This is a genomic window from Arthrobacter sp. HS15c (genome assembly GCF_040812005.1).
Classification (GTDB): Bacteria; Actinomycetota; Actinomycetes; order Actinomycetales; family Micrococcaceae; genus Arthrobacter.
In genome coordinates this window covers 90,276-112,365 of sequence record NZ_JBFOHM010000004.1, presented here as the reverse complement: position 1 = coordinate 112,365, position 22,090 = coordinate 90,276, and the positions used below count along the sequence as shown (strand labels likewise).

The following is a 22,090-nucleotide window of genomic DNA, read 5'->3' as shown; positions in this document are numbered from 1 at the left end:
CGTAGGCGGCATGGATCTTGATGCCGGCCATATGGGCCAGTTGCTGGGCGAACTGCGGCGCTCGCATCCCCGGCTTGCCGTTGCCACGATTGTCGGCGGCCAAACGGCCACTGCCAGCGCCGGGGCCCCGCTCGAGGCGGACTTCGAAATCGGCTCCGTTTCCAAAGCGATCACCGGGCTCCTGTATGCGGACGCCTGTGACCGCGGCGAAGTGCAGCCGTCCACAACCCTGGGGGAGTTCCTTCCTCTCGGCGACTGCCCGGCCGCGCAGCTGACCCTCGCGTCCATGGGTACGCACTCATCAGGCCTGCCCCGGCTGCCCCACTACTCCGACATGTGGAAGCGTTCGTACGCCCTGTGGCGGCACGGCCGGAACCCCTACGGCGAAGACGTGGCGGAACTGCTGGCCCAGGCCCGGACCGTCCGGTTGAAGTCGCCGCGCCCCCGGTATTCGAACCTCGGATTTGAACTGCTCGGCCACGCCGTGGCCGCCGGCGCAGGGCTGACGTTCCGGGCCCTGGTGGCCGAACGCCTGAGCGCTCCGCTGGGACTGACGTCCACGTATGTCCCCGCCACCAAAAGCGAGCTCTCCCCGCACGCCCTTCCCGGCACCAACCGCAAAGGCCGCAGCCAGGATCCGTGGGTGGGTGAAGCGCTCGGCCCGGCCGGTGGCATCCGCTCCACCATCGGCGACATGGCCACCCTCGCGGGCGCACTGCTGGACGAATCCGCGCCTGGCCTCGCGGCCCTGGATCCCGTAGCCAACTTCGCCGGGCCGGCGGCACGCATCGGGGCTGCATGGATGATCCTGGAAGCCAAAGGCAGGGCCGTGACCTGGCACAACGGCGCCACCGGCGGCTTCAGCTCCTGGATCGGCCTGGACCGGGAAGCGGGCACCGCAGTTGTGCTGTTGTCGGCCACCGCCGGCTCGCTGGACCGGCACGGCTTCAGGATCCTGGCTGACCTCACCCCGGACCGCTGACGCCGAGGGGCTGTGCGTCGCCCGGCGGGTTCTTAGACTGGGGGGATGATCACAGTCAGCGGCACCGTGGAAACCAAACTGTCCCCGGAGAAGGCGTTCGCCTTTCTCTCCGAATTCGAAAACACCAGCGACTGGGATCCCGCCACGCCGGTCATGGACAAGCTGACAGCAGGGCCGGTGGCCGTTGGCCACCGCTACTACGCGGAATCCGAGTTCCGCGGCAAACGCCAGTCGCTCGAATACGAGGTCATCGAGCTGACGGACCGCCACATCAAGCTCCGCGGCGCCAACAAGACCGTCACCGCGTTCGATTCGATCGACGTCGAACCGTCCGGCCAGGGATCGCTCGTGAAGTACACCGCCGAGTTCAGCATCAACGGGCCGGCGAAGATTCTCCAGCTGCTCCTGAAGCCTGCCTTTATGTCGTTGCGGGACCCGGCGCTGAACGGCATCCGCGACACTCTCAACGCCCTGGCTGCCCGCTGACGTGGACACCCGCAAACTCAAATACTTCCTCGCCGTGGTGGACCACGACGGCTTCAACCGGGCGGCCGAGCACCTGCTCATCGCCCAGCCCTCGCTCTCCCAGACCATCGCCGGCCTGGAGAAGGAACTCGGTCTTCCGCTCTTCCACCGGATCGGCCGCCGGGCAGTCCTCAGCGAGGCGGGCAAGGAGCTCGTGGGTCCGGCCCGCCTGGTCATGCGGGACCTGGACGCCGCCCAGTCCGCCGTCCAGGCCCTCCGGGGTGTCAGGAGCGGCCGGCTGGACATCATCACCATGCCGTCCCCGGGCATCGAACCGCTGACGTCCATGATCGCGGACTTCACCAAGCTCCACCCCTCCGTCCGGCTGAACGTCAGCGCCGCCTTCACCCCGGAAGAAGTCGTCGAATCAGTCCGCAGCGGCAGCACGGAGATCGGCCTGGCCGGTTCACCCACCCCGATCCGTGTTCCCGGCGTCGAGGTCCTGGAACTGGAGCGCCAGCCGCTGATCCTCATCGTCAACCCCCAGGCCGACTCGTTCGGATCACAGACAGCCGTCCAGCGCGAGGACCTCGGCGGCCAGCGGATCATCGCCAGCCAGCGCGGCTCCCTCATGCGCTGGCTCGTCGACGACGCCCTGGCCCGCGGCGTGGAGGTGGAAATCGTCGTCGAAGTCGCCCACCGGACCTCCATCCTTCCGCTGGTGCTGGCGGGCGTGGGGCACGCGGTGATGCCGTCGTCGTGGGCGCCCACAGCCCACAAGGCCGGCCTCCGCACCCTGCTGATCGAACCGGTGAGCCACCTGGACGTGGCAGTGCTCAGCCGCAAGGAACACCTCACGCCCGCTGCACGCGCGTTCCTGGACGTCGCGGTTCAGCACACCCTTGAGGACCCCAACCGATAGGCCCTTCCTATCAGGCGTATCGAAACTAAGTCTTGGACGCTGCATGCCTTCCGGCCGTCTACTTGAAGAGGAAGAACAGTGTGACCCCGCTAACAGGCTCACTGCTAACAAACTCAACGAGGAGGTAGGCACATGAGCGCCACCCAGAAATTCAGCATCGCATCCATCCCCGCAGACGGCGTGGGCAAGGAAGTTGTTTCCGCCGGACGCCGCGTCCTGGACGCCCTGGCGGCAAACTCCGGCGGCAAGTTCGCCTTCGACTGGACCGAGTTCCCGTGGGGCTGCGCCTACTACGAGAAGACCGGCCAGATGATGGATCCCAAGGGCCTGGAAGCCCTCAAGGACTTCGACGCCATCTACTTCGGCGCCGTCGGCTGGGAAAACGTCCCGGACCACATCAGCCTTTGGGGCCTGCGCCTGAACATCACCCAGAACTTCGACCAGTGGGCCAACATCCGCCCCGTGAAGTTCCTCCCCGGCGTCCAGTCCCCGCTGCGCAAGGCTGACAACACCGAGCTCGACTGGGTTGTGGTCCGCGAGAACAGCGAAGGCGAATACGCCGGACTCGGCGGCCGCAACCTGAGCGGCCGCGGCCCCGGCAACGAAGTGGCCCTGCAGACCGCACTGTTCACCGAAAAGGGCTGCGAGCGCATCATGCGGTTTGCTTTCGAACTCGCCCGGACCCGCACCGTGAAGAAGGTTTCATCCGTCACCAAGTCCAACGCCCAGCAGTACGGCATGGTCCTCTGGGACGAAGTCTTCAACCGCGTGGCACTGGACTACCCGGACGTCCAGACCGAGAGCGTCCTGGTGGACGCCATGAGCGCCAAGTTCATCCTCAAGCCCGAGGACCTGTCCGTGGTGGTCGCCTCCAACCTGAACGCCGACATCCTCTCCGACCTCGGCTCGGCGCTCGCTGGCAGCCTGGGCCTGGCCGCCAGCGCCAACCTGAACCCGGAACGCCGCTTCCCGTCCATGTTCGAGCCGGTCCACGGCTCTGCCCCGGACATCGCCGGCCAGGGCATCAGCAACCCGATCGGCGCGATCGCCAGCGCCGCCCTCATGCTGGACCACTTCGGCCTGCACGAGGAAGCCCGCCAAGTAGAGGCCGCCATCGAGGCGGCCACCGGCTCCGGCCACCTGACCCGCGACGTCGGCGGCGACGCCAACACGGACGAGGTCACCGAGGCCATCATCAAGGCCCTCACCCTCGCTCCCGCAACGGTCTAGCAAGTCTTTTCCGCGGAGGTCCCAAGCTAAGCGGCGTCCCGAGGGCCCCGACGCGAGCTTGCGAGCGTTGGGAAGGGACCTCCGCGGGCGGCCAGCCGGCCGCCGTCGAACATCCCCCGTACTTATAAGCTCCAGCGACTTTCCACAACGAGGTAGGAATCATGGATCACATCAGCACCGCCGGTCCGGCGACGACGCCGGCCCGCAAAACACGTTGGTACCGGCAGCTTTACTTCTGGGTACTGACCGCTATTGTTGTCGGCATTCTGGTCGGCTGGCTCGCACCGGCCGCAGGCATCGCCATGGAACCCATCGGCACCACCTTCGTGAACTCCATGAAGATGCTGATCGGCCCGATCGTGTTCCTCACCATCGTGGGCGGCATCGCCAGCGTCGCTGACCTGAAAAAGGTCGGCATGACGGGCCTGAAAGCCCTGACCTACTTCCAGGTCGGCACGATCTTCGCCATGATTTTCGGCCTGGTGGCCATCAACATCTTCCGCCTGGGCGATGGCGTTAACGCTGATGCCAGCACCATCAAGACGTCGGAATCCGCCGCCAAGCTGATCGACGCCGGCCAGCACCAGGAGTGGTGGCAGTTCCTCACCCACATCATCCCCAACAGCATCGTGGGCCCCTTCGTTGAGGGCGACATCCTGCAGATCATCTTCATCGCCGTCGTCTTCGGCATGGCCCTGAACGCGATGGGCAAGGTGGGCGCACCGGTCCTGGACGGCGTGCAGCGGCTCACCGGCGTGATGTTCAAGATCCTGGGCTTCATCATGAAGGCCGCCCCGCTGGGTGCCTTCGGGGCCATGGCCTTCGCCGTCGGCAAGTACGGAGTCTCGTCGCTGACCAGCATGGGCGGACTCATCGCCCTCTTCTACATCACCTCCATCCTCTTCGTTGTGGTGGTCCTCGGCTCCGTGATGGCCTTCCTGAAGCTGAACATCTTCAAGATGATCCGGCACCTCAAAGAGGAATACATGCTCATCCTGGGCACCTCCACCGCAGAACCGGCGCTGCCCGGCCTGATGCGCAAGCTTGAGCACGCCGGCGTGAAGAAGGAGACCGTCGGCCTGGTTGTCCCCACCGGCTACAGCTTCAACCTCGACGGCGCCGCGATCTATCTTTCCCTCGCAGCCCTCTACATTGCCCAGGCCACCAACACCGACCTGACCATCGGCCAGCAGTTGGGCCTGCTCGCCGTCATGCTGCTGACCTCCAAGGGCGCAGCCGGAGTAGCCGGCGGCGGCTTCATCGCCCTGACCGCCACCCTCACCACCATCGGCACCATCCCGGCCGCCGGCATCATGCTCATCTTCGGCATCGACAAGTTCATGTCCGAATGCCGGGCCCTGGTGAACTTCACCGGCAACGCCGTGGCCACCCTCTTCATCGCCTGGTGGGACCGCACACTGGACGCTGACCGCGCCCGCCGGGTCTTCAACGGCGAAACCGTGGAACCCATGCCCGCCGAGGACCCGATCCACCTGGACGAGGTTGCCGATATCGACGAGGACCTGGCCGAATACGGCCACCACACGCCCAAGCACCCCTCCACCGACCGCCGCCCCGCCTACTCGGAATCCAACTGACATGACCAACACCACCGCCCCGCAGACCGTCCGGGCCCTCATCGCGCCCGACAAGTCCAAAGGCAGCCTCACCGCCGGCGAGGTGGCGGACGCACTGGCGGCAGGCCTCCGCTCCGCCGCCGGAACCGGAACCGGGACGGTGCACTGCGAGATCCTTCCCCTCGCCGACGGAGGCGACGGCAGCGTGGATGCCGCCGTCGCCTCCGGCTTCACCCGGCGCACGTACACGGTGGCCGGACCCACCGGTCAGCCTGTCCAGGCAGGAATAGCGTTCGACGGCGTCACGGCAGTCGTGGAGGTGGCAAACACCTGCGGCCTCGGGCTCCTGCCGGACGGGAGGCTGGAACCGCTGGCCGCGTCCAGCCGCGGCTTCGGTGAGGCGATCCTGTTCGCCCTGTGCCTCAACCCGGCACGGATCGTGCTGGCCCTGGGCGGCAGCGCCAGCAGCGACGGTGGCATGGGCATGTTCACCGCCCTGGGATACAGCTTCCGCGACGCCGACGGCCGCCGGCTCCACGGCAACGGCGGGAACCTGGACCGGATCCACACCGTCCACCGCACACACCTTCCCGAGCTTGCTGGCACCGAACTGATCGTCGCCAGCGATGTGCACAACCCGCTCCGCGGCGCATATGGGGCGCCGGCCGTCTTCGGACCCCAGAAAGGCGCCAGCCCGGAGGACGTTGCCGCGCTCGATGAGGGCTTGGGGAACCTTGTGGCCAGAATGGCGGAAGGCGGCTTCGCTGAGGCTGCCGTGCTGGCCGACCACGAAGGGGCCGGCAGCGCCGGCGGCATCGGCTACGCCTGCCTGCTGCTCGGCGCGAAGCAGGTCTCCGGCGCCGACTACTTCCTGGACCTGCTGGACTTCGATGCCCGCAAAGACAATTGCGATATCGTCATCACCGGCGAAGGCAGCATCGACGAACAGACCCTCGCCGGGAAACTCCCCGCGGCCGTGGCCAGGCGCTCCGGCGCCCGGCCGATCATCGCCGTCGCCGGGCGGTCCCTCCTCCCCAGGGAGCGGTGGTCGGAAATGGCCCTGACCAGGGTCTACACGCTGGCGGAATACACCGACCTGGATTCCTCCAACGACCCGGAACTTTCCGCCGCGCTGCTGCGGCGGATCGGCCGGGACATCGGCGAAACCCTCCTTTAGGCTGGTCGGTATATCGCCGCATCCCGGAAGGCCGGATCATGTCCAACCGCAATCCCGAGGTCGACAGCTGGCTGGCGAACTATGCCAACCCGCAGCACGACCTGGTGGCCAAGGTCCGTGAGTTCATCATGGACGTCTCGCCCGAGCTGGCCGAGGCAGTGAAGTGGCAGGCGCCGACGTTTATGTACAAGGGGAACATCGCCTCGTTCTTCCCCCGCTCAAAAAAGAACGTCACCCTGATGTTCCACCAGGGTGCTTCCCTCGATGACCCCCACAGTTTGCTGGAAGGGGATGGGGAGACCTCCCGGGTGGCCCGCTTCCTGGACGACGCCGACTTCGAAGCGAAGAAGCCTGCACTGGAGGCGGTCATCCTGGCCTGGATCCGGGACCACTCCTAGGTCCCGGACTCAGTCCCACTACAGGTTCACCGGCCGGCCTGGCCTACCGGCTGCCCTGCCCAGAACGTCCGCAGCGCGGAGCGGGGATCAGCCTCGACCCGCGGCTGGACGTCCAGGACCAGGGTCTCGCGGGACGGCGTTGTATAGGACGGCCAGCGGGGAAGACCGGCGGCGGTGGGCTCCCCACTCCGGGCGAACGCCGCCCATGCAACGCTTATCATCCCGCTCAGCTCCGCAGGAGCCTTCGTCCCCACCAGGAACCTGGCTTCGCGGCAGTCCAGCTGACGGAACACAAACGGGATCTCCAGGGCATGGCAGGCTCCGAGTTTTCCGTCCAGGGCAGGGCTGGGCCAGGTGAAGAGGTAGCTGAACGTCGAGCCTGAGGCTTCGGCCCGGGCGTCGAGGAGCCGGTTGCTCGGCTGGCGGTACAGCTGGTCCGCCAGGCACGCCTCGAGCAGCTGCGTCCCGTCGGGTTGCTCTCCGAGGGCGTCCGCAAGCGCGTCCGCGTACTGCTCCCTTGCCGCGGCGGGGTCCGCGAAGAAGGCCGCCAGCAGCAGCTCCACCCGGTCCTCCAGCAGTGGCGGGTCGCTGGGATACACGGGGCGCATTTCCACGGCAAAGGAACCTTCGTTGAGGTTGGTCCCCACGATCAGGTCCACCGCGGAGTTGCGCCCGTTCCGGACCGCGTCCAGCGGCGGCTCCGGCAGGGAGGGTGTGCCCACCGTTGGCTGGAACGGCAGCGGCACGCTGAAGCTGCGCCCGGCTTCGGCCTCGGCCAGTGCCTTCTGCGCCGCCAGCAGCCGGCCCGCGGGGAGATCAAGGAGTTCCCCGGCCCGTGCGGCATCCAGTCCGCAAAGCCGGAGGAACTCTGCGGTCACCGCGGCCGATTCGTCCGCCGTCCGGTACCGTTCGGCGGTTCCGCTCTGCATGATGGCCCGCCCAAACAGCCCTTCCGACGCCGGCATGCCCAGCAGCGTGCCGATCGCCGCCGCACCCGCGGACTCGCCAAAGACCGTCACGTTCCCGGGATCCCCACCGAAGGCCCCGATGTTCCGGGAAACCCAGCGCAGCGCCTCCAGCATGTCCAGCAGGGCAACGTTGGAGGAATCGGCGTACTCCGGCCCCAGCAGTTCGGGCAGGTGCAGGAAGCCGAAGGCCCCCAGCCGGTAGTTGACGGCAACCACCACAACGTCGGCAGCCGAAGCCAGCGGGCCGCCGTCGTGCATGCCGCCGTTGTTGGAGCCGTTGACGTAGGCGCCGCCGTGGATCCACACCATGACCGGGCGGCGGGCGCCGTCCGGGGCCGGCGTCCAGATATTGAGGTTGAGGCAGCTGTCCTCGTCCCAGAGGTCGGCGAAGGCGTCCGACGGCGGCGTGAACGGGTCAGGGTTCTGCGGCGCCATCGCGCCGGGGACGGTGCAGTCGCGGACGCCTTCCCAGGGCATGACAGGGACCGGAGGGTGGAAACGCGGCGACTCCGCGTAGGGCACTCCCAGGAAGGTGTGCACGGTGCGGCCGCCGACCTGCAGGGCGGCCCCGCGGACGGTGCCCTGCGGCGTGGAAACGGTAGTCATGGCTGCTGTCTGCTCCTCGGTGGCTGAACGACCAACCTTCAGCATCCCACCCGGGGGAGCGTGGGCAGCCCCAACATTCCGGTAAGCCGGGGCCGTCGCTTAGGCCGCCTGCCGGTTCTGGGGTTTCCGCTGCCGTGGCTGGGCACGCTTGGCCGGCGCCGCGCGGGGCCGGCGCCGTGGCTCTGCGGCGACGTGGCCGCCGTCGGGAACCGTGCTGTCAGCGTTTACGCTGGTGCCGTGCTCGATCACGGCGCCGGAGCCGATGCGTGAATGGCTGCCGATGTGGACCCGGTTGCCGATGACGGTTCCGTGGCCCACGCGCACGCCGTCGCCGATGACCGTCCGTTCGCCCACTTGCGCCAGGCGGTCGATCCAACTGCCGTGGCCCACGCGTGAGCCGGATCCGATCCGTGCGCCCGGCTCCACGTACGTCATGGATCCCAGGCGCGCACTGTCGGCGACGTAGGCGCCTGGCCCAACAAAGCCGCCTCCGTTGGGGTGCCTCCGGTACCGGATGACCCTGCCGGCGTCGTCCTCCACTGATTCAAACTTGGTGCTCATGCCGTCCTTCTCCAAGGCTCGGGGGAAATCTCCCGTGCATAGGGTTAACGGCCGGGGCGCCGGGCGGATTCCCGGGGAAGTAGAACTCGAGCTGCCAGCGCTGGGTGGCCTGGGCCGTCCGGTTGGTGGGGCTGGACCCCGGCGGGTAGACGCGGAGGGCGCGCTTTCCGCCGACGAAGTCCTGCGACACAATTCCGCGGGCGAACAGTGTCTCCTGGGGAAAGGCGAAATACCCGAAGCCGTCGTCGCTGCCGGCACTGACCACAAACAGGCCAAACCCGTCGGAGCTGTCGAAGGGCCTGATGGGGCCGGCGCCGGCTGCGGTCCGCTGCCAGAGCGTGACGAACCGGCCTGCTTTTTTCGGGGTTTTCCTGGCAATGCGGAAGGCCGCGGCGAGGCCGTTGACGCGAAAGGTGTGCGCCCCGTAATCAAGGCTTTCCGCCTCCGCGTGTGGCTCCGAGACAGCGAATCCGCGGGCTAGGAAATCGGCCGTGGTGGCCAGCAGGTCCGGAGGCAAAGGCATCCCCGGAGCTTACCTTGGGTACGTCGGCGCAGGTCGGGGGGCGTCGGGTCCGCCAGGACGAATCCCTCAGCTATTCCGCACAATCCACGCCGGGAGTAAGCTTCAATGACCGCGGGGGCGGTAGCCGGCCAGCAGCGTTGCAGCCCGGTTTTGGCTTGCATTGTGTTTCAGGGGGGACATTGGTAGCCGCAAAGGTCTCAAACGACGAAGTTTTCACCGATGTTGCACTGCACCTTCAGGACCTTGTCCTGGGGAACCCGTGCGTGGAGGTGCTGCTGGGAGAATTGGCCGCCTATGCGGCGGGCCGGCTCAGCAGCCGCGGCGGGGAAGTTTCCTGCGGCATTTCTTTGGTGCGAAGCAGGAAATCCAGCACGGCAGCCGGCAGTGACCAGTACGCCCGCCGGATGGTCCGGGCGGAGGACAGCTGTGGCCAGGGTCCGGGCACTGCGGCCGGCGGGGGCGACGGGACGGTGCATGTCCCGGACCTGGGCCTGGAGGAGCGCTGGCCCCAGTACACCCGGTCGGTGGCCGGGCACGGTTTCCTGTCGGTACTCTCCGTGCCGCTGGCCCTGGAAAACCCCAACCGGGCAGTGCTGAACCTGTACAGCCGGCTGCCCAACGCCTTCAACGGGCAGGGGATCGACAGGGTTGAGGCCTTCGCGGAGCAGGCGTCCAAGGGCCTGCGGCTGGTGCTGCGGATGGCACGGCTGCAGGACACCCGCGACGAGCTGAAGGCCGCGATGGAATCCAGGACGGTCATCGACCTGGCTACCGGCGCCATCATGGCCAGGAACAAGTGCAGCCAGCCTGCCGCGTTCAAAGTACTCCTGCGCGCCTCCAATACCCGCAACATCAAACTCCACGATGTGGCTTCGCAGGTGGTGGCCGCACTCTCGGGAACCACCGGCGCCGTCACGCACTTCGACGAATAGCTGCCCGCCGGAAAGTCAGCCCTGCGAATGCGTGCGGACATCGTCCGCCAGCCCGGTCTTGAAGCCCAGGTTTCGCGAGACCGCCCTCGCCGTGGCCCGCACCGCCGGCGCCAGCACGTTGGGCGGCGTGCTCCCGTCCGGCACCACGATGGACAGGGCCGCCACCACCGCGCCCTGCGCATCGAAGATCGGCGCGGCGACGGACACCGTCAACGACGGCGCCGTCCGCCGGATCATCGCGATGCCAGTCCGGTGCACGTCGGACAGGGTCCGCCGCAGCTGGCCCTCGGGCATGGGGGCAACGCCGGGTTCGATGTCCGGCGGCTGGCGGAGGATGCGTTCCTGGAAGTCCGCGTCGGCCCCGGCGAGGAGGACCAGCCCGACGGCGGTGGACCGCAGGGGTGCCCGGCCTCCCACCCGGTAGGCGACCTCGGTGGCCTGCTTGGAGGACAACCGTTCGATCAGCACCGCCTGGTCCTTGTCCCGCACGGCCAGCAGCACGTGGTGCCGGGTCACCTCAAAAAGGTCCTCCAGGTAGGGCAGGGCGATTTCCCGGACCCCGTGCCCGCGCGGAGAGAGCGACGCCACTTCCCAGAGCCTGACCCCCACCACGTACCTGCCGTCGTCGAGCCTTTCTAGCGCACCCCACGCCACCAGCCGGGCGATGAGCCGGAGCGCGGTGGGAGCCGGCATCCCCGCGTGCCGGGCCATCTCGGACAGCGTCAATGCCCGACGGCGGTCGGTGAAGACGGCCAGCAGGCTCAGCGCCCGGTCAATGACGGGTTCACCCTGCTTGGGGCGTTTGCCCCGCGCGGGAGCCGGCGTTACCGCATCTGCAGTGTTGTCGGTGGTTGCCATGACGGGCTGCCGATCCTCCTTGGTCGCCGGTGACACCCAGACTAGTGTTCCACCCAATGAAAATGCGAACGGGGGTCAGGCGACAGGGACCCGTGCCCCGGCCGCCACCCCGCCGAGCCACAGCGCGCTTTCCTTGGGCGTCCGCTGCTGCGTGGCCCGGTCCACGGCGATCAGGCCGAACTTTGGGCGGTAGCCGAACACCCATTCGTAGTTGTCGAAGGCGGTCCAGGCGATGTAGCCGCGGACATCGATGCCGTCCGCCAGGCATGCGGCGACACCGTCTACGGCGGCCTTGTAGTAGTCCACCCGCTGTGCGTCGTCCTCCGTTGCCAGGCCGTTTTCCGTGACGATCACCGGAATTCCCGCTACGCGGGCCGCTTCCCGGATGGTTGCCTCAAGAGCCTGGGGGTAGATTTCCTCACCCATCTGGTTCATTGCCGCGCCTTCGGGGGCCGGCGCCAGGCCGTCCGGGCCGTAGACCGTGCGGCCGTAGGTCTGGATGCCCACGAAGTCATCACCACGGGAAGCCTCAAGGAACCGTTCGTTGACGTCGCGGCGGACCTGCTCCGCTGCGTCCTGTCCGCCGTCGACGGACTGGATGTCCGAGTTTGCAAGGGTCCAGCCCACCATCAGGTCCGGCTGCCAGGCCTTGATGGCGGCGGTACCGGCGCGGTGTGCAGCCAGTTTCACGTCGAATCCGGCCTCCGTCGAGGAGAACTGGAACGGTGCCATCTTGTCTGCGCCGACGCCGAGTGTGCTGGCGGCTGCTGCCCACACAGGCACGGAACCACGTTGCTCGGGCGATTCGCCGCCGATGCCGAAGGACTTCAGGAGCCACGGCAGATTGGGTTCATTCAGGGTGCACGCGACGCCGATGAGGTCACCTAGGTGCTCTGTCACCTTCCCGCAGTACCGGGCGAAGAGCTCCGGTGTCCGGGCGTCCTCCCAGCCGCCGGCGGCCAGCAGCCACCGCGGCGACGTGAAGTGGTGGTAGGTGACCACAGGGGTGAGGCCGTGTTCGTGGCAGACTTCCAGGACGCGGCGGTAGTGGTTGAGTTCCGCCTTCGAGAAGTGCCCCTCCTCTGGTTCGATTCGGGCCCACTCCACGGAAAGCCGGAAGCTGTTAAACCCCAGCGAGGCCAGCAGTGCGATGTCCTCGCGGTAACGGTGGTAGTGGTCGATGGCGTCACCCGAGGGCTCCGCAAACATCGTCTGGGGGAGGTGCTCCAAAAGCCAGGCGTCGCTGTTGACGTTGTTCCCTTCGACCTGGTGCGCGGCCGTAGCGACGCCCCACAAAAAATTCTGGGGAAATGGATAAGAGACAGTCACGGTGGTCCTTTCGGTGCGACGCCGGCAGCGCGGCGTCCGGCTTCGATGCCGTGCTTTCCATCCTGTCTTCCACAGTGACCCGAACCACATAAGTATTTCAACCAATGAAATCATCGTGTCTGCCCCGCTGCGCTGCCGCCGATGCTTGAGGGAGCCGGCCACTCGCCTGGCCCCCATAGCTGTTCACTCACCGTTGTCACATCAGAATGCAAAGGCGCACTACATGAAACTCCTGAACTCCACCGCACGTGGGAGCTCCGCCGTTCTGGCCGGAGCGCTCCTGTTGGGATCCCTCACCGCCTGCGGCGGCGGCTCCACCCAGGTTGGCACCAAGGTCGACACCAGCACGCTGACCCTCGCGATCGACAGCGACTCGGCCTCGTTCGGCTATGACCCGCTGCGCGTCTCCGCCGCCCAGCGCCAGTTCTTCGAAGGCCTCTACGACAGCCTTATGGTCCTTAAGGCGGACGGCTCCGCAGCTCCCGGCCTGGCCACCGCCTTCGAATACAACACCGACGACACGGTCCTGACCCTCACCCTCAAGGATGGCGTGACCTTCACCGACGGTTCCAAGCTCGACGCCGACCTGGTGAAGGCAAACCTTGACCGCCGCTCCGACCCGGCCCTGTCCGCGTACTCGGCTGTTGCCAAGGGAGGCGCCCAGGAGATCACGTCTGTGGACGTCGTGAGCCCCACCCAGGTGTCCCTCACGTTCGCCAAGGCGCAGCCGGGCTTTGAGAAGAACCTGGCCTCCACCACCGGCATGATCGTGGGCAAGGCCGGGGTCACTGACACCGCCAGCCTGGCCGCCACTCCGGCCGGATCCGGCCCCTACACCATCGACCCCTCCACGGTGAAGGGCAACAAGTACGTGATGGTGAAGAACGACAAGAACGCTGACGCCTCCAAGTACGCCTTCAGCAAGGTCATCTTCAGCGTCATCCAGGATCCCCAGGCGCGCGCCAACGCTCTCGTCTCCGGCCAGGCAGACGTCGCCATGCTCACCTCACCCACGGTGGACTTCGCGAAATCCAAGGGCCTCGGCATCTCCCAGATCGGTGGAACCCTGCACACCATGGTTTCCTTCGACAAGACCGGCAAGACCGCCCCGGCCTTCGCCAGCGAGAAGGTCCGTCAGGCGTTCCAATACGCCATCAACCGCAAGGCGCTCGTGGACGCACTGCACAAGGGAGATATCCCGGCCTGGAATGCACTTCCCAAAGATTCGGCGGGCTTCACCGAAGAGCTGAACACCAAGTTCGCCTATGATCCGGCGAAGGCCAAGAGCCTGCTGGCCGAGGCCGGCTACGCCAACGGCTTCGAATTCACCATTGTTGGCAGCGCTGAAACACAAACGGACCTGCAGGCCGTCCAGAAGGACCTCGCCGCAGTCGGTATCACCATGAACGTGAAGATGGCCTCTTCCACCGATGAAGCCTTCGCTGCAGTCGCCACCACACCCCTCGGCTACGCCGCACTCGGCTGGGACAATCCGGTGGGCTTGATGTACGGCGTGGTCCTGAACGGTTTCACCAACGTGCAGAAGGCCACCGACGACCAGCTGACGGCCGCCACGGGTGAAGCGGCGGCCGCGAAGGACGACGCCGCCAAGAAGACCGCCCTCACCAAACTCAACACCCGCCTGGTGGAGTCCGGCTGGATGATCCCGCTGTATGAGTCACTCACCAACCAGGGCTACAACACCAAGAAGATCAAGCAGGTTGAGTTTGCCGGCACCAACGCCTACCCGTTGCTCTCTTCCTACGCACCGGCCAGCTAATACCCCCGAACCTGCCGGGCGGCTTCCCCTCGAGGGGCGGCTGCCCGGCAGATTCCGACCGATGGAGGTCACCATGGCACTATTCATCACCAAACGCCTGCTGATGGCGCTGGCCACCGTGCTGGTGGTCGCGGTGCTGGCATTCCTGCTGGTCCACGCGATGCCCGGCAGCCCCGGCGCAGTATCGCTGGGCGCAGGAGCCAGCCAGGAAGCCATCGACGAGGTCAACGCCCGCCTCGGCTGGAACGATCCGCTCGTGGTCCAGTTCGTCCGCTGGCTCGGCGACGCGGTCCAGGGCAACCTGGGGACCTCACTGATCGATGGCCGGTCCGTCTCCGACGACCTGGCGAACCGGCTGCCCGTGACCGCTTCGCTGGCTGCCGGTGCCACGCTCCTCAGCGCTGTCCTCGGCATCGCCCTGGGCGTGACGGCAGCCGTGCGGGGCGGCATGGTGGACCGCTTTGTCGGCGGGATCTGCGGTTTGGCAGTGGCCCTGCCGGCCTTCTGGATCGGCATCATCTTCGTTTACCTCCTGGCCGTCCAATCGTCGGTCTTTCCGGCGACCGGCTACGTTCCGTTTGAAGCCTCACCCCAGGACTGGGCCCTGTCCTTGGCCCTGCCAGTGATCACCCTGGCTGTGGGCGGTGCAGCCTTTATTGCCCGCCAGACGAGGGCTTCGATGCTGGAGGCACTGCAGCAGGAACACATCCGGACGCTCCGTGCCACTGCCACCCCCACCTGGAAGATCCTTTACATCCACGCCCTGCGCTACGCCAGTCTCCCCATCGTGGCCGGCATCGCCCTGCAGTTCATCGGCCTCTTCGGCGGCTCCGTGATCGCGGAGCAGCTGTTCGCCATGCCGGGCCTGGGCCAGGCCGTCCAGACCTCCGTCAGCACCCACGATGCCCCCTCCGTGCAGGGCGTAGTTGTCATCGCCACCGTGGTGGTGGTGGCCGTGAACCTGGTGCTGGAACTCGCCACCAAGTTCCTCGACCCGAAGTTGCGTGCCTCATGATTCCCAACGTTGCACCCGCCCCGGCTGACAGCACCGCCGCCGCGGCCGCCCTGCCCAAGTCCGGTCCGAAGGCTGCCGTCACCAAGGTTTCCGCCCACCGCCTCTTCGCCTCTCCCGGCGGCGTAGCCGGCGTGGTCTGGCTGGCCGCGCTGGTAGTGGCGTCGCTGACCGCACCGTTATGGCTGCCGTTCAAGACCGAGGACCAGGACTTCACCGCCGTCCTCTCCGGCCCCACGGCCGCCCACTGGCTGGGCACGGACGAACTGGGCCGGGACCTCCTGAGCCGCATTTTCGCCTCGGCCGCCGGCACCCTGGGCACGTCGTTCATCACGGTGATTGTCGCCGTCGGGCTCGGAACCATCCTGGCCATGGCCTCCGCGGCGCTGGGCGACCGCGTGGAAGCCGTCATCAGCCGCGTCACCGAAATCATGATGTCGGTTCCCGGCACGGTAATCATCCTGGCCGTCATCGGCGCCGTGGGAACCAACATCCCCGTCATCATGGCGATCCTGGGCATCCTCATCTCCGCCGGCATCTACCGCGTGATGCTGGGCCAGGCCAAGTCCCTGCAGTCCCAGCTCTACGTGGACGCCGCCAAGGTGGACGGCGTCAGCACCTTTGGCATCAGCCTGCGCCGCGTCCTGCCCGGACTGACGAACACCATCGTGGTGCAGTCCGCGCTCATCTTCGCCGTCGGCATGCTTATCCAGGCCGGCCTTGCGTTCATCGGCTTCGGCCCGCCCATCCCGCAGCCCAGCTGGGGCGGCATGATCCAGGGCGCCTCGCAGCATGTGTACGACGCACCCTGGCTGATGGTCCCCACCGGCGCCGTGCTGGCCCTGACCGTCCTGGCCGCCAACGCCATCGGCAACGCCCTGGCCAAGGCACCCAATGCCGCCGCCTCCCACCTGCCCTCCGCGGCAGCCCGCCGGCAGCGCGCCAAAGCCGTTGCCGCCGTCGGAGCCGCCCAGGTTGCCGCCGGCAGTGACGCCGCACCGGCGAAGGGCCAGCTCAGCATCCGCGGACTGTCGGTAGGGGTCGACGGCGGCCCCCGCCTGGTCACGGACGTCTCCTTCGACGTCGAACAGGGAACCGTGCTGGGTCTCGTGGGGGAGTCCGGCTGCGGCAAGACCATGACCGCGCTGTCCCTGCTGGGCCTCCTTCCCTCCGGGGTGGTGGCCACCGGCGGGCAGATCCTGTGGAACGGCAAGAACCTGGCTGCCGCCACCGACCGTGAGATGGAGGCCATCCGCGGCCGCGACATCGCCCTGATCTCGCAGGAGCCCATGCGTGCGCTGGACCCCATGTTCACCGTGGGCTACCAGCTCACCTCCGCCATCCGGCGGCTCCGGAAGATGGGCAAGGCCGAAGCCCGGAAGGAAGCCCTCAGCCTGCTCGAGAAGGTGGGCATCGTGGACGCAGGGCGCATCCTCAAGACCTACCCGCACCAGATCTCCGGCGGCATGGCCCAGCGCGTGGCCATCGCCCTGGCGCTCTCCGGCCGCCCCCGCCTGCTGGTTGCCGATGAGCCCACCACCGCGCTGGACGTTACCGTCCAGGCCGAAATCCTCTCACTGCTGCGTTCCCTGGTGAAGGACACCGGGATGTCAGTGGTGATGGTGACGCACGACCTCGGTGTTGTGGCCGACATCTGCGACCAGGTGGCTGTGATGTACGCAGGCCAGGTGGTGGAGAACGGCAAGACCGCCAACATCCTGGACAACCCGCGGCACCCGTACACGCTGGCGCTGCTGGCAGCGGACCCGCACGCCAACCACGCGGCAGACATGCCGGAACGGCTGGCCACCATCAGCGGCCAGGTTCCGCAGCCCAAGGACTGGCCCACCGGCTGCCGCTTTATGGCACGCTGCCAGTTCGCCGGTTCAGCCTGCGCCGCCCCGGTACCGCTGCTGCCCTCCGGCTCCGACGATGGCCTGGTCCGCTGCGTCAAGGCGGACGAACTGGCCGTCGAAGGCCTGGAATGGGTCGCCACCGAAGTGCCCACCCACCGGCTGCTGGACCTGACGCCCACCCGGACAAACGTTGTTGAGAAGGACATGGCATGAGCATCGCAACCCCCTCCCGGCAGGAATCCTCCAACGCCGTCCTGGACGGCCCCATGCTCGAAGTGAAGGACCTGGTGGTCCGCTACGGCCGCGGCCGCAAGGCCGCCGCTGCCCCTGCCGCCGTGGACGGCGTCAGCTTCGCCATCCGGCCCGGCGAGACCGTGGGCCTGGTGGGGGAGTCCGGGTCCGGAAAATCCACCATCGGCAAAGCGATCCTGGGCCTGCAAAAAACCGCGGGCGGGACCATCAGCTACCAGGGCAAGGACATCACCCACGCAGGTGCGGCCGAACGCCGGTCCCTCGGCGGCGAACTGCGCGCCGTCTTCCAGGACCCTAACTCTTCGCTCAACCCGCGCAACACCGTGGGCGCCTCATTGGCGGAACCGCTCCGCCTGCGAGGGGTCTCCGCCGGGGACGCGCGGGAAAAGGCGCAGGCCATGCTGGAACGCGTGGGCCTGCCCCGCGAAGCGGTGGACCGCTACCCCAGCCAGTTCTCCGGCGGCCAGCGCCAGCGCATCGCCGTGGCCCGGGCACTGATCTGCGAACCCCAGCTTGTGGTCTGCGACGAAGCAGTCAGCGCACTGGACCTCTCCACCCAGGCCCAGGTCCTGAACCTCCTGGCAGACCTGAGGGACGAACACGGACTGAGCTACCTGTTCATCGCCCACGACATCTCCGTGGTGCAGTTCCTGGCCCAGCGCGTGGTGGTCCTCTACCGCGGCCAGGTCATGGAAAGCGGACCGGCCGCCGCCGTCACCGAATCGCCTAAGCACCCCTTTACCCAGGCCCTCGTCGCCGCGTCGCCGGTTCCGCGGCCGGCCGAGCAGGCGGAACGCCGGACCGTCAGGGAAGCCATGGGCGTCAGGACCGCTGCCTCAGTGTCCGCCTCACCGGGCGGGTGCCCGTTCAGGCAGCGCTGCCCCCTCGCCACCGAGCTCTGCGCCGCCGAACGGCCCGCCCTTCGCGCGGTCGGCGGCTCGGATGTTGCCTGCCACTACGCCTGAACGGAACACATGACGCAGCCCACCCGCCTCCGCACCGGGAACCTCAGCCAGGCCTTCGGCATCACCAGCACCACGCCGCGGTTCAGCTGGACCCCGCCGCAGGGCACGGTCCGCCAGACCGCCTACCAGCTGACCGCCAGCAACGGCTGGGACACCGGCCGGGTGGACAGCGGCACGCACGTCTCCGTGCCGTACGGCGGAACCGTACTCGGGTCGCGGGACCGCTTCGAATGGACCGTCCGGACCTGGGACGAGGCCCCGGACGGCACCGTGACCACCTCCGAATGGGCGGAGCCCATGCCGGTGGAGCTGGGCCTCCTGCAACCGGCCGACTGGACGGCGCAGTGGATCGGACCCGACGAGCCGGTGATCCCGGCGCCGGGGGAGCGCCCCGGGTATGTACTGCACCGCGATTTCACCCTGGACGCGGCCCCCGATTTTGCCCGCGCCTACGCCACCGCGCACGGCATCTACGAGCTGTTCATCAACGGCCGGCGGGTGGGGGACCAGCAGCTCACCCCCGGCTCCACGAGCTACCACAGCACCCTGCAGGTCCAGGCCTTTGATATCACGCACTTGCTCCGTGCCGGCGCCAACACGGTGCGGGCAGCCCTCACCGACGGCTGGTTCCGCGGTTCCTTCGGATTCACGCGCGACGCCGACATGTACGGGACGCAGACGGCCTTCCTGGCGCAGCTGGAAATTGAGTTCGGGGGAGCACGGACGGTCATCGGCACCGATGGGTCCTGGCGGGCCGGCGCAACGGAGATCCTCGCCGCGGACCTGATGGAAGGGCAGCGCGTGGACTTCAGTGCCTCAGCTGTTCCCGGGAGCCAGAACGCCGGGCCCGCCGTCCTGCGGGACGGCAGCTTCACTACCCTCGCCGGCCCGGTAGCGCCGCCCACCCGGATCGTGGAGGAACTCGTACCCGTTTCCATCACCCGCCTTGGCAACGGCAACCAGGTGGTGGACCTGGGCCAGAACATCAACGGCTGGGTCCGGCTTCACCGGCTGGGCGCAGCCGGGACGGAGGTCACCCTGGTCTATGGCGAGGCCCTGGACGACGGCGGCGACGTCACCCAGGACCACCTCCGCCCCATCGACTTCAAGAACCCCGGCCAGTTCCTGGGTGCCGGGCAGGTGGACTCGGTGGTCTCCGCCGGTGCGCCCAGCCAGGTCTTCGAGCCGCGCCACACCGCCCACGGCTTCCAGTACGTTTCCGTCCGCGGCCTGGCCGAGGACCTCCTGTCATCGGACATCGTGGGCTGCATGGTCCAGACCGACCTGGAACGCCTCGGCACTTTCAGCTGCAGCGACGACCGGCTGAACAAACTGCACAACATTGTGGAGTGGAGCTTCCGGGACAACGCCTGCGAGGTCCCCACAGACTGCCCGCAGCGCGAAAAGGCCGGCTGGACCGGAGACTGGCAGCTGTTTGTGCCCACCGCCGCCTACCTCTTTGACGTCACAGGCTTTAGCCGGAAATGGCTCAACGATGTCCGCGCTGACCAATGGGACAACGGCGTCGTGGCCAACATTTCGCCGTCACCGGGTCCGGACGTCATCGGGGCTGACTTCATGGCCTTCACCAACGGGTCCTCCGGCTGGGGGGACGCGATCGCCATGGTTCCCTGGGAGATCTACCTCGCCACCGGTGACACGGGCATCCTGGCAGAGAACTGGGACGCCATGAACCGGTGGCTCGGCTTTGTCCGCAGCACCGCGGAAGGGAACCGGCACCCGGCCAGGGCAACAGCCCACACCACGCCGGCCCCGCACGAGCAGTACCTCTGGGACACCGGCTTCCACTTCGGGGAGTGGATGGAACCCGGCGGCCCGGCGCCGGACCTTTTTGCCTCCCGCTCCGCAGACAACGGCATTGTGGCCACCGCCTACTACCGGCACACTTCGGCCATCATGGCCCAGGCTGCAGCCGTCCTGGGCCGGGATGAAGAAGCCCGGGAACTTGGCGAGCTCTCCGAGAACGTCCGCCGCGCCTGGCAGCAGGAATACCTGCAGGCGGATGGAACGGTATCCCACAAAACCGTCGACGGCCGCACGCAGGCAAATTGCGTCCGCGCGCTGGCCTTCGACCTCGTGCCGGACACTGCACGCGCCGCCGTGACACGTCAGCTTGCCGGGCTGGTCACGGACGCGGGCACCCACCTGGGTACCGGCTTCCTTGCCACGCCCTACCTGCTGCCGGCGCTCGCCGATAACGGCCGCCTCGACCTCGCCTATGAGCTGCTGATGCAGGACTCCGAGCCGTCCTGGCTGGTGATGGTGGACCGCGGCGCCACCACGATGTGGGAGGCCTGGGACGGAATCGGCGCAGACGGAGCAGTGCGCCAGTCGCTCAACCACTACAGCAAGGGTGCCGTTGTCTCCTTCCTGCACCGCTACACGGCCGGGCTGCGCCAGGCACCGGGCAGTGCCGGCTGGGAGCAGATCATCATCGAACCGCGGCCGGGCGCAGGGCTGGCGTCCGCCAGCACCTCGCACCTGGGCCCGCAGGGCCTCATCGAAATCGAGTGGACCATCGACGACGGCGTGCTGGCGCTCACGGCGACCGTACCGTCCGGCACCACCGCGGAGATGCGGCTGCCCGGCGAGCCGGCCGCCGTCGTCGGACCCGGAACCCATTCCTTTGTCGCCGCCGCCCCCGGCGGCAGGCGCAGAAACCACTACCGACTTTGCAAGGAGCCCCCGATGACCCCGGAAGCCATCACCGCCACAACCGGCGTAACCGAAGGTACAGAAACGCCGCGCAGGATGCCTGCCCCGCCTCCTTTCCCGGCCTTCGGACGCCTGGGCACACCCGAGGAAGTCTCCGGGCACTCCCTGGTGCACCGCGAAGTCAGCTACGCGATCGCCGTCGGATTCCGCCGGCTGGCCATGGACATCTGGCTGCCGCGTGCGGCAGCCGGACCGGTGCCGCTGGTGATGTGGATCCACGGCGGCGCCTTCCAGCTCGGAGACCGCCGCGAACTCCCGCCGACGTTCGCCCCCGATTCGGTGTTCCGGCTCCTCAACCAAGCCGGAATCGCGTGCGCCACCGTGGACTACCGGCACGCACTCGAGGCGCCGTTCCCGGCCCAGCTGCACGACATCAAAGCCGCGGTCCGCTACTTGCGGGAGCACGCCGGCGTCCTGGGCATTGATCCGGAGCGCATCGGCGCCTGGGGCGAATCCGCCGGCGGGCACCTTGCCGCGCTGCTGGGCGTCACCGGAACCCGCGCAGACCTCGAGGGCGGGCTTGGCGTGCAGGGGCACTCCAGTGCCGTGAGCGCCGTCGTCGATTTCTACGGGGTGTCCTCGCTGCCGGACATGCCGCCCATGGACACGCCGGCCGGCCTCATGTCCGGCGCGCTGATGGCCGCTGTCCCGCCGGGCATGTCCACGGAACCGGGTCCCATGCTGGTGGGCGGCAGCGCCGATCCCGCACTGCTGGCGGCCGCCAGCCCGCTGGGGTACGTCACCGCCGGGGCGGCCCCGTTCCTGCTGGTCCACGGCGACAGCGATGGCCTGGTCCCGCTGTCCCAGAGCGAACTGCTGGCCGGTGCGCTTGCCGGCGCGGGTGTCCGCAACGAAGTGATCGTCGTCGAGGGCGGGGACCACTGCTTCTTCGGTGCGGAGGACCAGCTGGACGGGATCCTCCGCACGGCCGTGGACTATTTCGCCCGCGAGCTTTAGGGCG

Annotated in this window: 18 protein-coding genes; 13 read left to right on the top strand and 5 right to left on the bottom strand. The window is 67.8% G+C overall.

Translation table 11 applies throughout. The features are described from left to right. The first annotated feature begins 10 nt into the window (after positions 1–10). The 7 genes from ABV518_RS07545 (at position 11) to ABV518_RS07515 (ending at position 6,751) form a co-directional block, all read left to right on the top strand. Entirely contained in the window at positions 11–982 is a 972-nt protein-coding gene (locus ABV518_RS07545) for a serine hydrolase domain-containing protein (protein WP_367766263.1), read from the top strand. 45 nt (positions 983–1,027) lie between these two features. Next, positions 1,028–1,468, top strand: a complete 441-nt coding sequence (locus ABV518_RS07540; protein WP_367766262.1) for an SRPBCC family protein — start codon at positions 1,028–1,030, stop codon at positions 1,466–1,468. Between the two features lies 1 nt (position 1,469). Beyond that, complete coding sequence (locus tag ABV518_RS07535; RefSeq protein WP_367766261.1) at positions 1,470–2,369, top strand: LysR family transcriptional regulator; 900 nt, start codon at positions 1,470–1,472, stop codon at positions 2,367–2,369. Positions 2,370–2,501: 132 nt separating this feature from the next. Continuing rightward, a complete protein-coding gene (locus ABV518_RS07530) occupies positions 2,502–3,599 on the top strand; it encodes a tartrate dehydrogenase (RefSeq protein ID WP_367766260.1) in 1,098 nt (365 codons plus the stop codon). A 161-nt stretch (positions 3,600–3,760) separates the two neighbouring features. Further along, positions 3,761–5,197 (top strand): C4-dicarboxylate transporter DctA, encoded by a 1,437-nt coding sequence (gene dctA, locus ABV518_RS07525; protein ID WP_367766259.1) that lies wholly within the window; start codon positions 3,761–3,763, stop codon positions 5,195–5,197. A 1-nt stretch (position 5,198) separates the two neighbouring features. Further along, complete coding sequence (locus ABV518_RS07520) at positions 5,199–6,353, top strand: glycerate kinase (protein WP_367766257.1); 1,155 nt, start codon at positions 5,199–5,201, stop codon at positions 6,351–6,353. Positions 6,354–6,391: 38 nt separating this feature from the next. Then, positions 6,392–6,751: a DUF1801 domain-containing protein gene (locus ABV518_RS07515; protein WP_367766256.1), complete on the top strand. Its 360-nt coding sequence runs from the start codon at positions 6,392–6,394 to the stop codon at positions 6,749–6,751. A gap of 26 nt (positions 6,752–6,777) precedes the next feature. Here ABV518_RS07515 and ABV518_RS07510 read toward each other — a convergent pair whose 3' ends face one another. The 3 genes from ABV518_RS07510 to ABV518_RS07500 form a co-directional block, all read right to left on the bottom strand. Then, entirely contained in the window at positions 6,778–8,325 is a 1,548-nt protein-coding gene (locus tag ABV518_RS07510; protein ID WP_367766255.1) for a carboxylesterase/lipase family protein, read from the bottom strand. 99 nt (positions 8,326–8,424) lie between these two features. Next, positions 8,425–8,886, bottom strand: coding sequence for a DapH/DapD/GlmU-related protein (locus ABV518_RS07505; protein ID WP_367766254.1), 462 nt, complete (start codon positions 8,884–8,886; stop codon positions 8,425–8,427). Next, positions 8,870–9,409 (bottom strand): MepB family protein, encoded by a 540-nt coding sequence (locus tag ABV518_RS07500; RefSeq protein ID WP_367766253.1) that lies wholly within the window; start codon positions 9,407–9,409, stop codon positions 8,870–8,872. The genes ABV518_RS07505 and ABV518_RS07500 overlap by 17 nt, the downstream gene beginning before the upstream one ends. A gap of 179 nt (positions 9,410–9,588) precedes the next feature. Between ABV518_RS07500 and ABV518_RS07495 the strand changes: the two genes are divergently transcribed. Next, positions 9,589–10,341: an ANTAR domain-containing protein gene (locus ABV518_RS07495; RefSeq protein WP_367766252.1), complete on the top strand. Its 753-nt coding sequence runs from the start codon at positions 9,589–9,591 to the stop codon at positions 10,339–10,341. A 15-nt stretch (positions 10,342–10,356) separates the two neighbouring features. Here ABV518_RS07495 and ABV518_RS07490 read toward each other — a convergent pair whose 3' ends face one another. Together ABV518_RS07490 and ABV518_RS07485 are read right to left on the bottom strand one after the other, a co-directional pair. Next, positions 10,357–11,199, bottom strand: coding sequence for an IclR family transcriptional regulator (locus ABV518_RS07490; RefSeq protein ID WP_367766251.1), 843 nt, complete (start codon positions 11,197–11,199; stop codon positions 10,357–10,359). 75 nt (positions 11,200–11,274) lie between these two features. Next, positions 11,275–12,528, bottom strand: coding sequence for a glycoside hydrolase family 1 protein (locus ABV518_RS07485; protein WP_367766250.1), 1,254 nt, complete (start codon positions 12,526–12,528; stop codon positions 11,275–11,277). A gap of 223 nt (positions 12,529–12,751) precedes the next feature. On the opposite strand from ABV518_RS07485, the gene ABV518_RS07480 reads away from it, so the two are divergent. The 5 genes from ABV518_RS07480 to ABV518_RS07460 all read left to right on the top strand — a co-directional run bounded on the left by ABV518_RS07480 (position 12,752) and on the right by ABV518_RS07460 (position 22,086). Further along, positions 12,752–14,308, top strand: coding sequence for an ABC transporter substrate-binding protein (locus ABV518_RS07480; protein ID WP_367766249.1), 1,557 nt, complete (start codon positions 12,752–12,754; stop codon positions 14,306–14,308). A 61-nt stretch (positions 14,309–14,369) separates the two neighbouring features. Beyond that, positions 14,370–15,323, top strand: a complete 954-nt coding sequence (locus ABV518_RS07475) for an ABC transporter permease (protein ID WP_367766248.1) — start codon at positions 14,370–14,372, stop codon at positions 15,321–15,323. Then, a complete protein-coding gene (locus ABV518_RS07470; RefSeq protein WP_367766246.1) occupies positions 15,320–17,389 on the top strand; it encodes a dipeptide/oligopeptide/nickel ABC transporter permease/ATP-binding protein in 2,070 nt (689 codons plus the stop codon). The genes ABV518_RS07475 and ABV518_RS07470 overlap by 4 nt, the downstream gene beginning before the upstream one ends. Then, positions 17,386–18,393 (top strand): oligopeptide/dipeptide ABC transporter ATP-binding protein, encoded by a 1,008-nt coding sequence (locus tag ABV518_RS07465; RefSeq protein WP_367766245.1) that lies wholly within the window; start codon positions 17,386–17,388, stop codon positions 18,391–18,393. Before ABV518_RS07470 ends, ABV518_RS07465 begins: the two co-directional genes overlap by 4 nt. A 9-nt stretch (positions 18,394–18,402) precedes the next feature. Continuing rightward, entirely contained in the window at positions 18,403–22,086 is a 3,684-nt protein-coding gene (locus ABV518_RS07460) for a family 78 glycoside hydrolase catalytic domain (RefSeq protein WP_367766243.1), read from the top strand. The last annotated feature ends 4 nt before the right edge of the window (positions 22,087–22,090 follow it).

Coding starts and splice junctions, on each gene's coding strand:
- ABV518_RS07545 (WP_367766263.1), top strand. CDS start 11: ATGGATCTTGATGCCGGCCATATGGGCCAGTTGCTGGGCGAACTGCGG.
- ABV518_RS07540 (WP_367766262.1), top strand. CDS start 1,028: ATGATCACAGTCAGCGGCACCGTGGAAACCAAACTGTCCCCGGAGAAG.
- ABV518_RS07530 (WP_367766260.1), top strand. CDS start 2,502: ATGAGCGCCACCCAGAAATTCAGCATCGCATCCATCCCCGCAGACGGC.
- dctA (WP_367766259.1), top strand. CDS start 3,761: ATGGATCACATCAGCACCGCCGGTCCGGCGACGACGCCGGCCCGCAAA.
- ABV518_RS07520 (WP_367766257.1), top strand. CDS start 5,199: ATGACCAACACCACCGCCCCGCAGACCGTCCGGGCCCTCATCGCGCCC.
- ABV518_RS07515 (WP_367766256.1), top strand. CDS start 6,392: ATGTCCAACCGCAATCCCGAGGTCGACAGCTGGCTGGCGAACTATGCC.
- ABV518_RS07510 (WP_367766255.1), bottom strand. CDS start 8,325: ATGACTACCGTTTCCACGCCGCAGGGCACCGTCCGCGGGGCCGCCCTG.
- ABV518_RS07505 (WP_367766254.1), bottom strand. CDS start 8,886: ATGAGCACCAAGTTTGAATCAGTGGAGGACGACGCCGGCAGGGTCATC.
- ABV518_RS07500 (WP_367766253.1), bottom strand. CDS start 9,409: ATGCCTTTGCCTCCGGACCTGCTGGCCACCACGGCCGATTTCCTAGCC.
- ABV518_RS07490 (WP_367766251.1), bottom strand. CDS start 11,199: ATGGCAACCACCGACAACACTGCAGATGCGGTAACGCCGGCTCCCGCG.
- ABV518_RS07480 (WP_367766249.1), top strand. CDS start 12,752: ATGAAACTCCTGAACTCCACCGCACGTGGGAGCTCCGCCGTTCTGGCC.
- ABV518_RS07475 (WP_367766248.1), top strand. CDS start 14,370: ATGGAGGTCACCATGGCACTATTCATCACCAAACGCCTGCTGATGGCG.
- ABV518_RS07470 (WP_367766246.1), top strand. CDS start 15,320: ATGATTCCCAACGTTGCACCCGCCCCGGCTGACAGCACCGCCGCCGCG.
- ABV518_RS07465 (WP_367766245.1), top strand. CDS start 17,386: ATGAGCATCGCAACCCCCTCCCGGCAGGAATCCTCCAACGCCGTCCTG.
- ABV518_RS07460 (WP_367766243.1), top strand. CDS start 18,403: ATGACGCAGCCCACCCGCCTCCGCACCGGGAACCTCAGCCAGGCCTTC.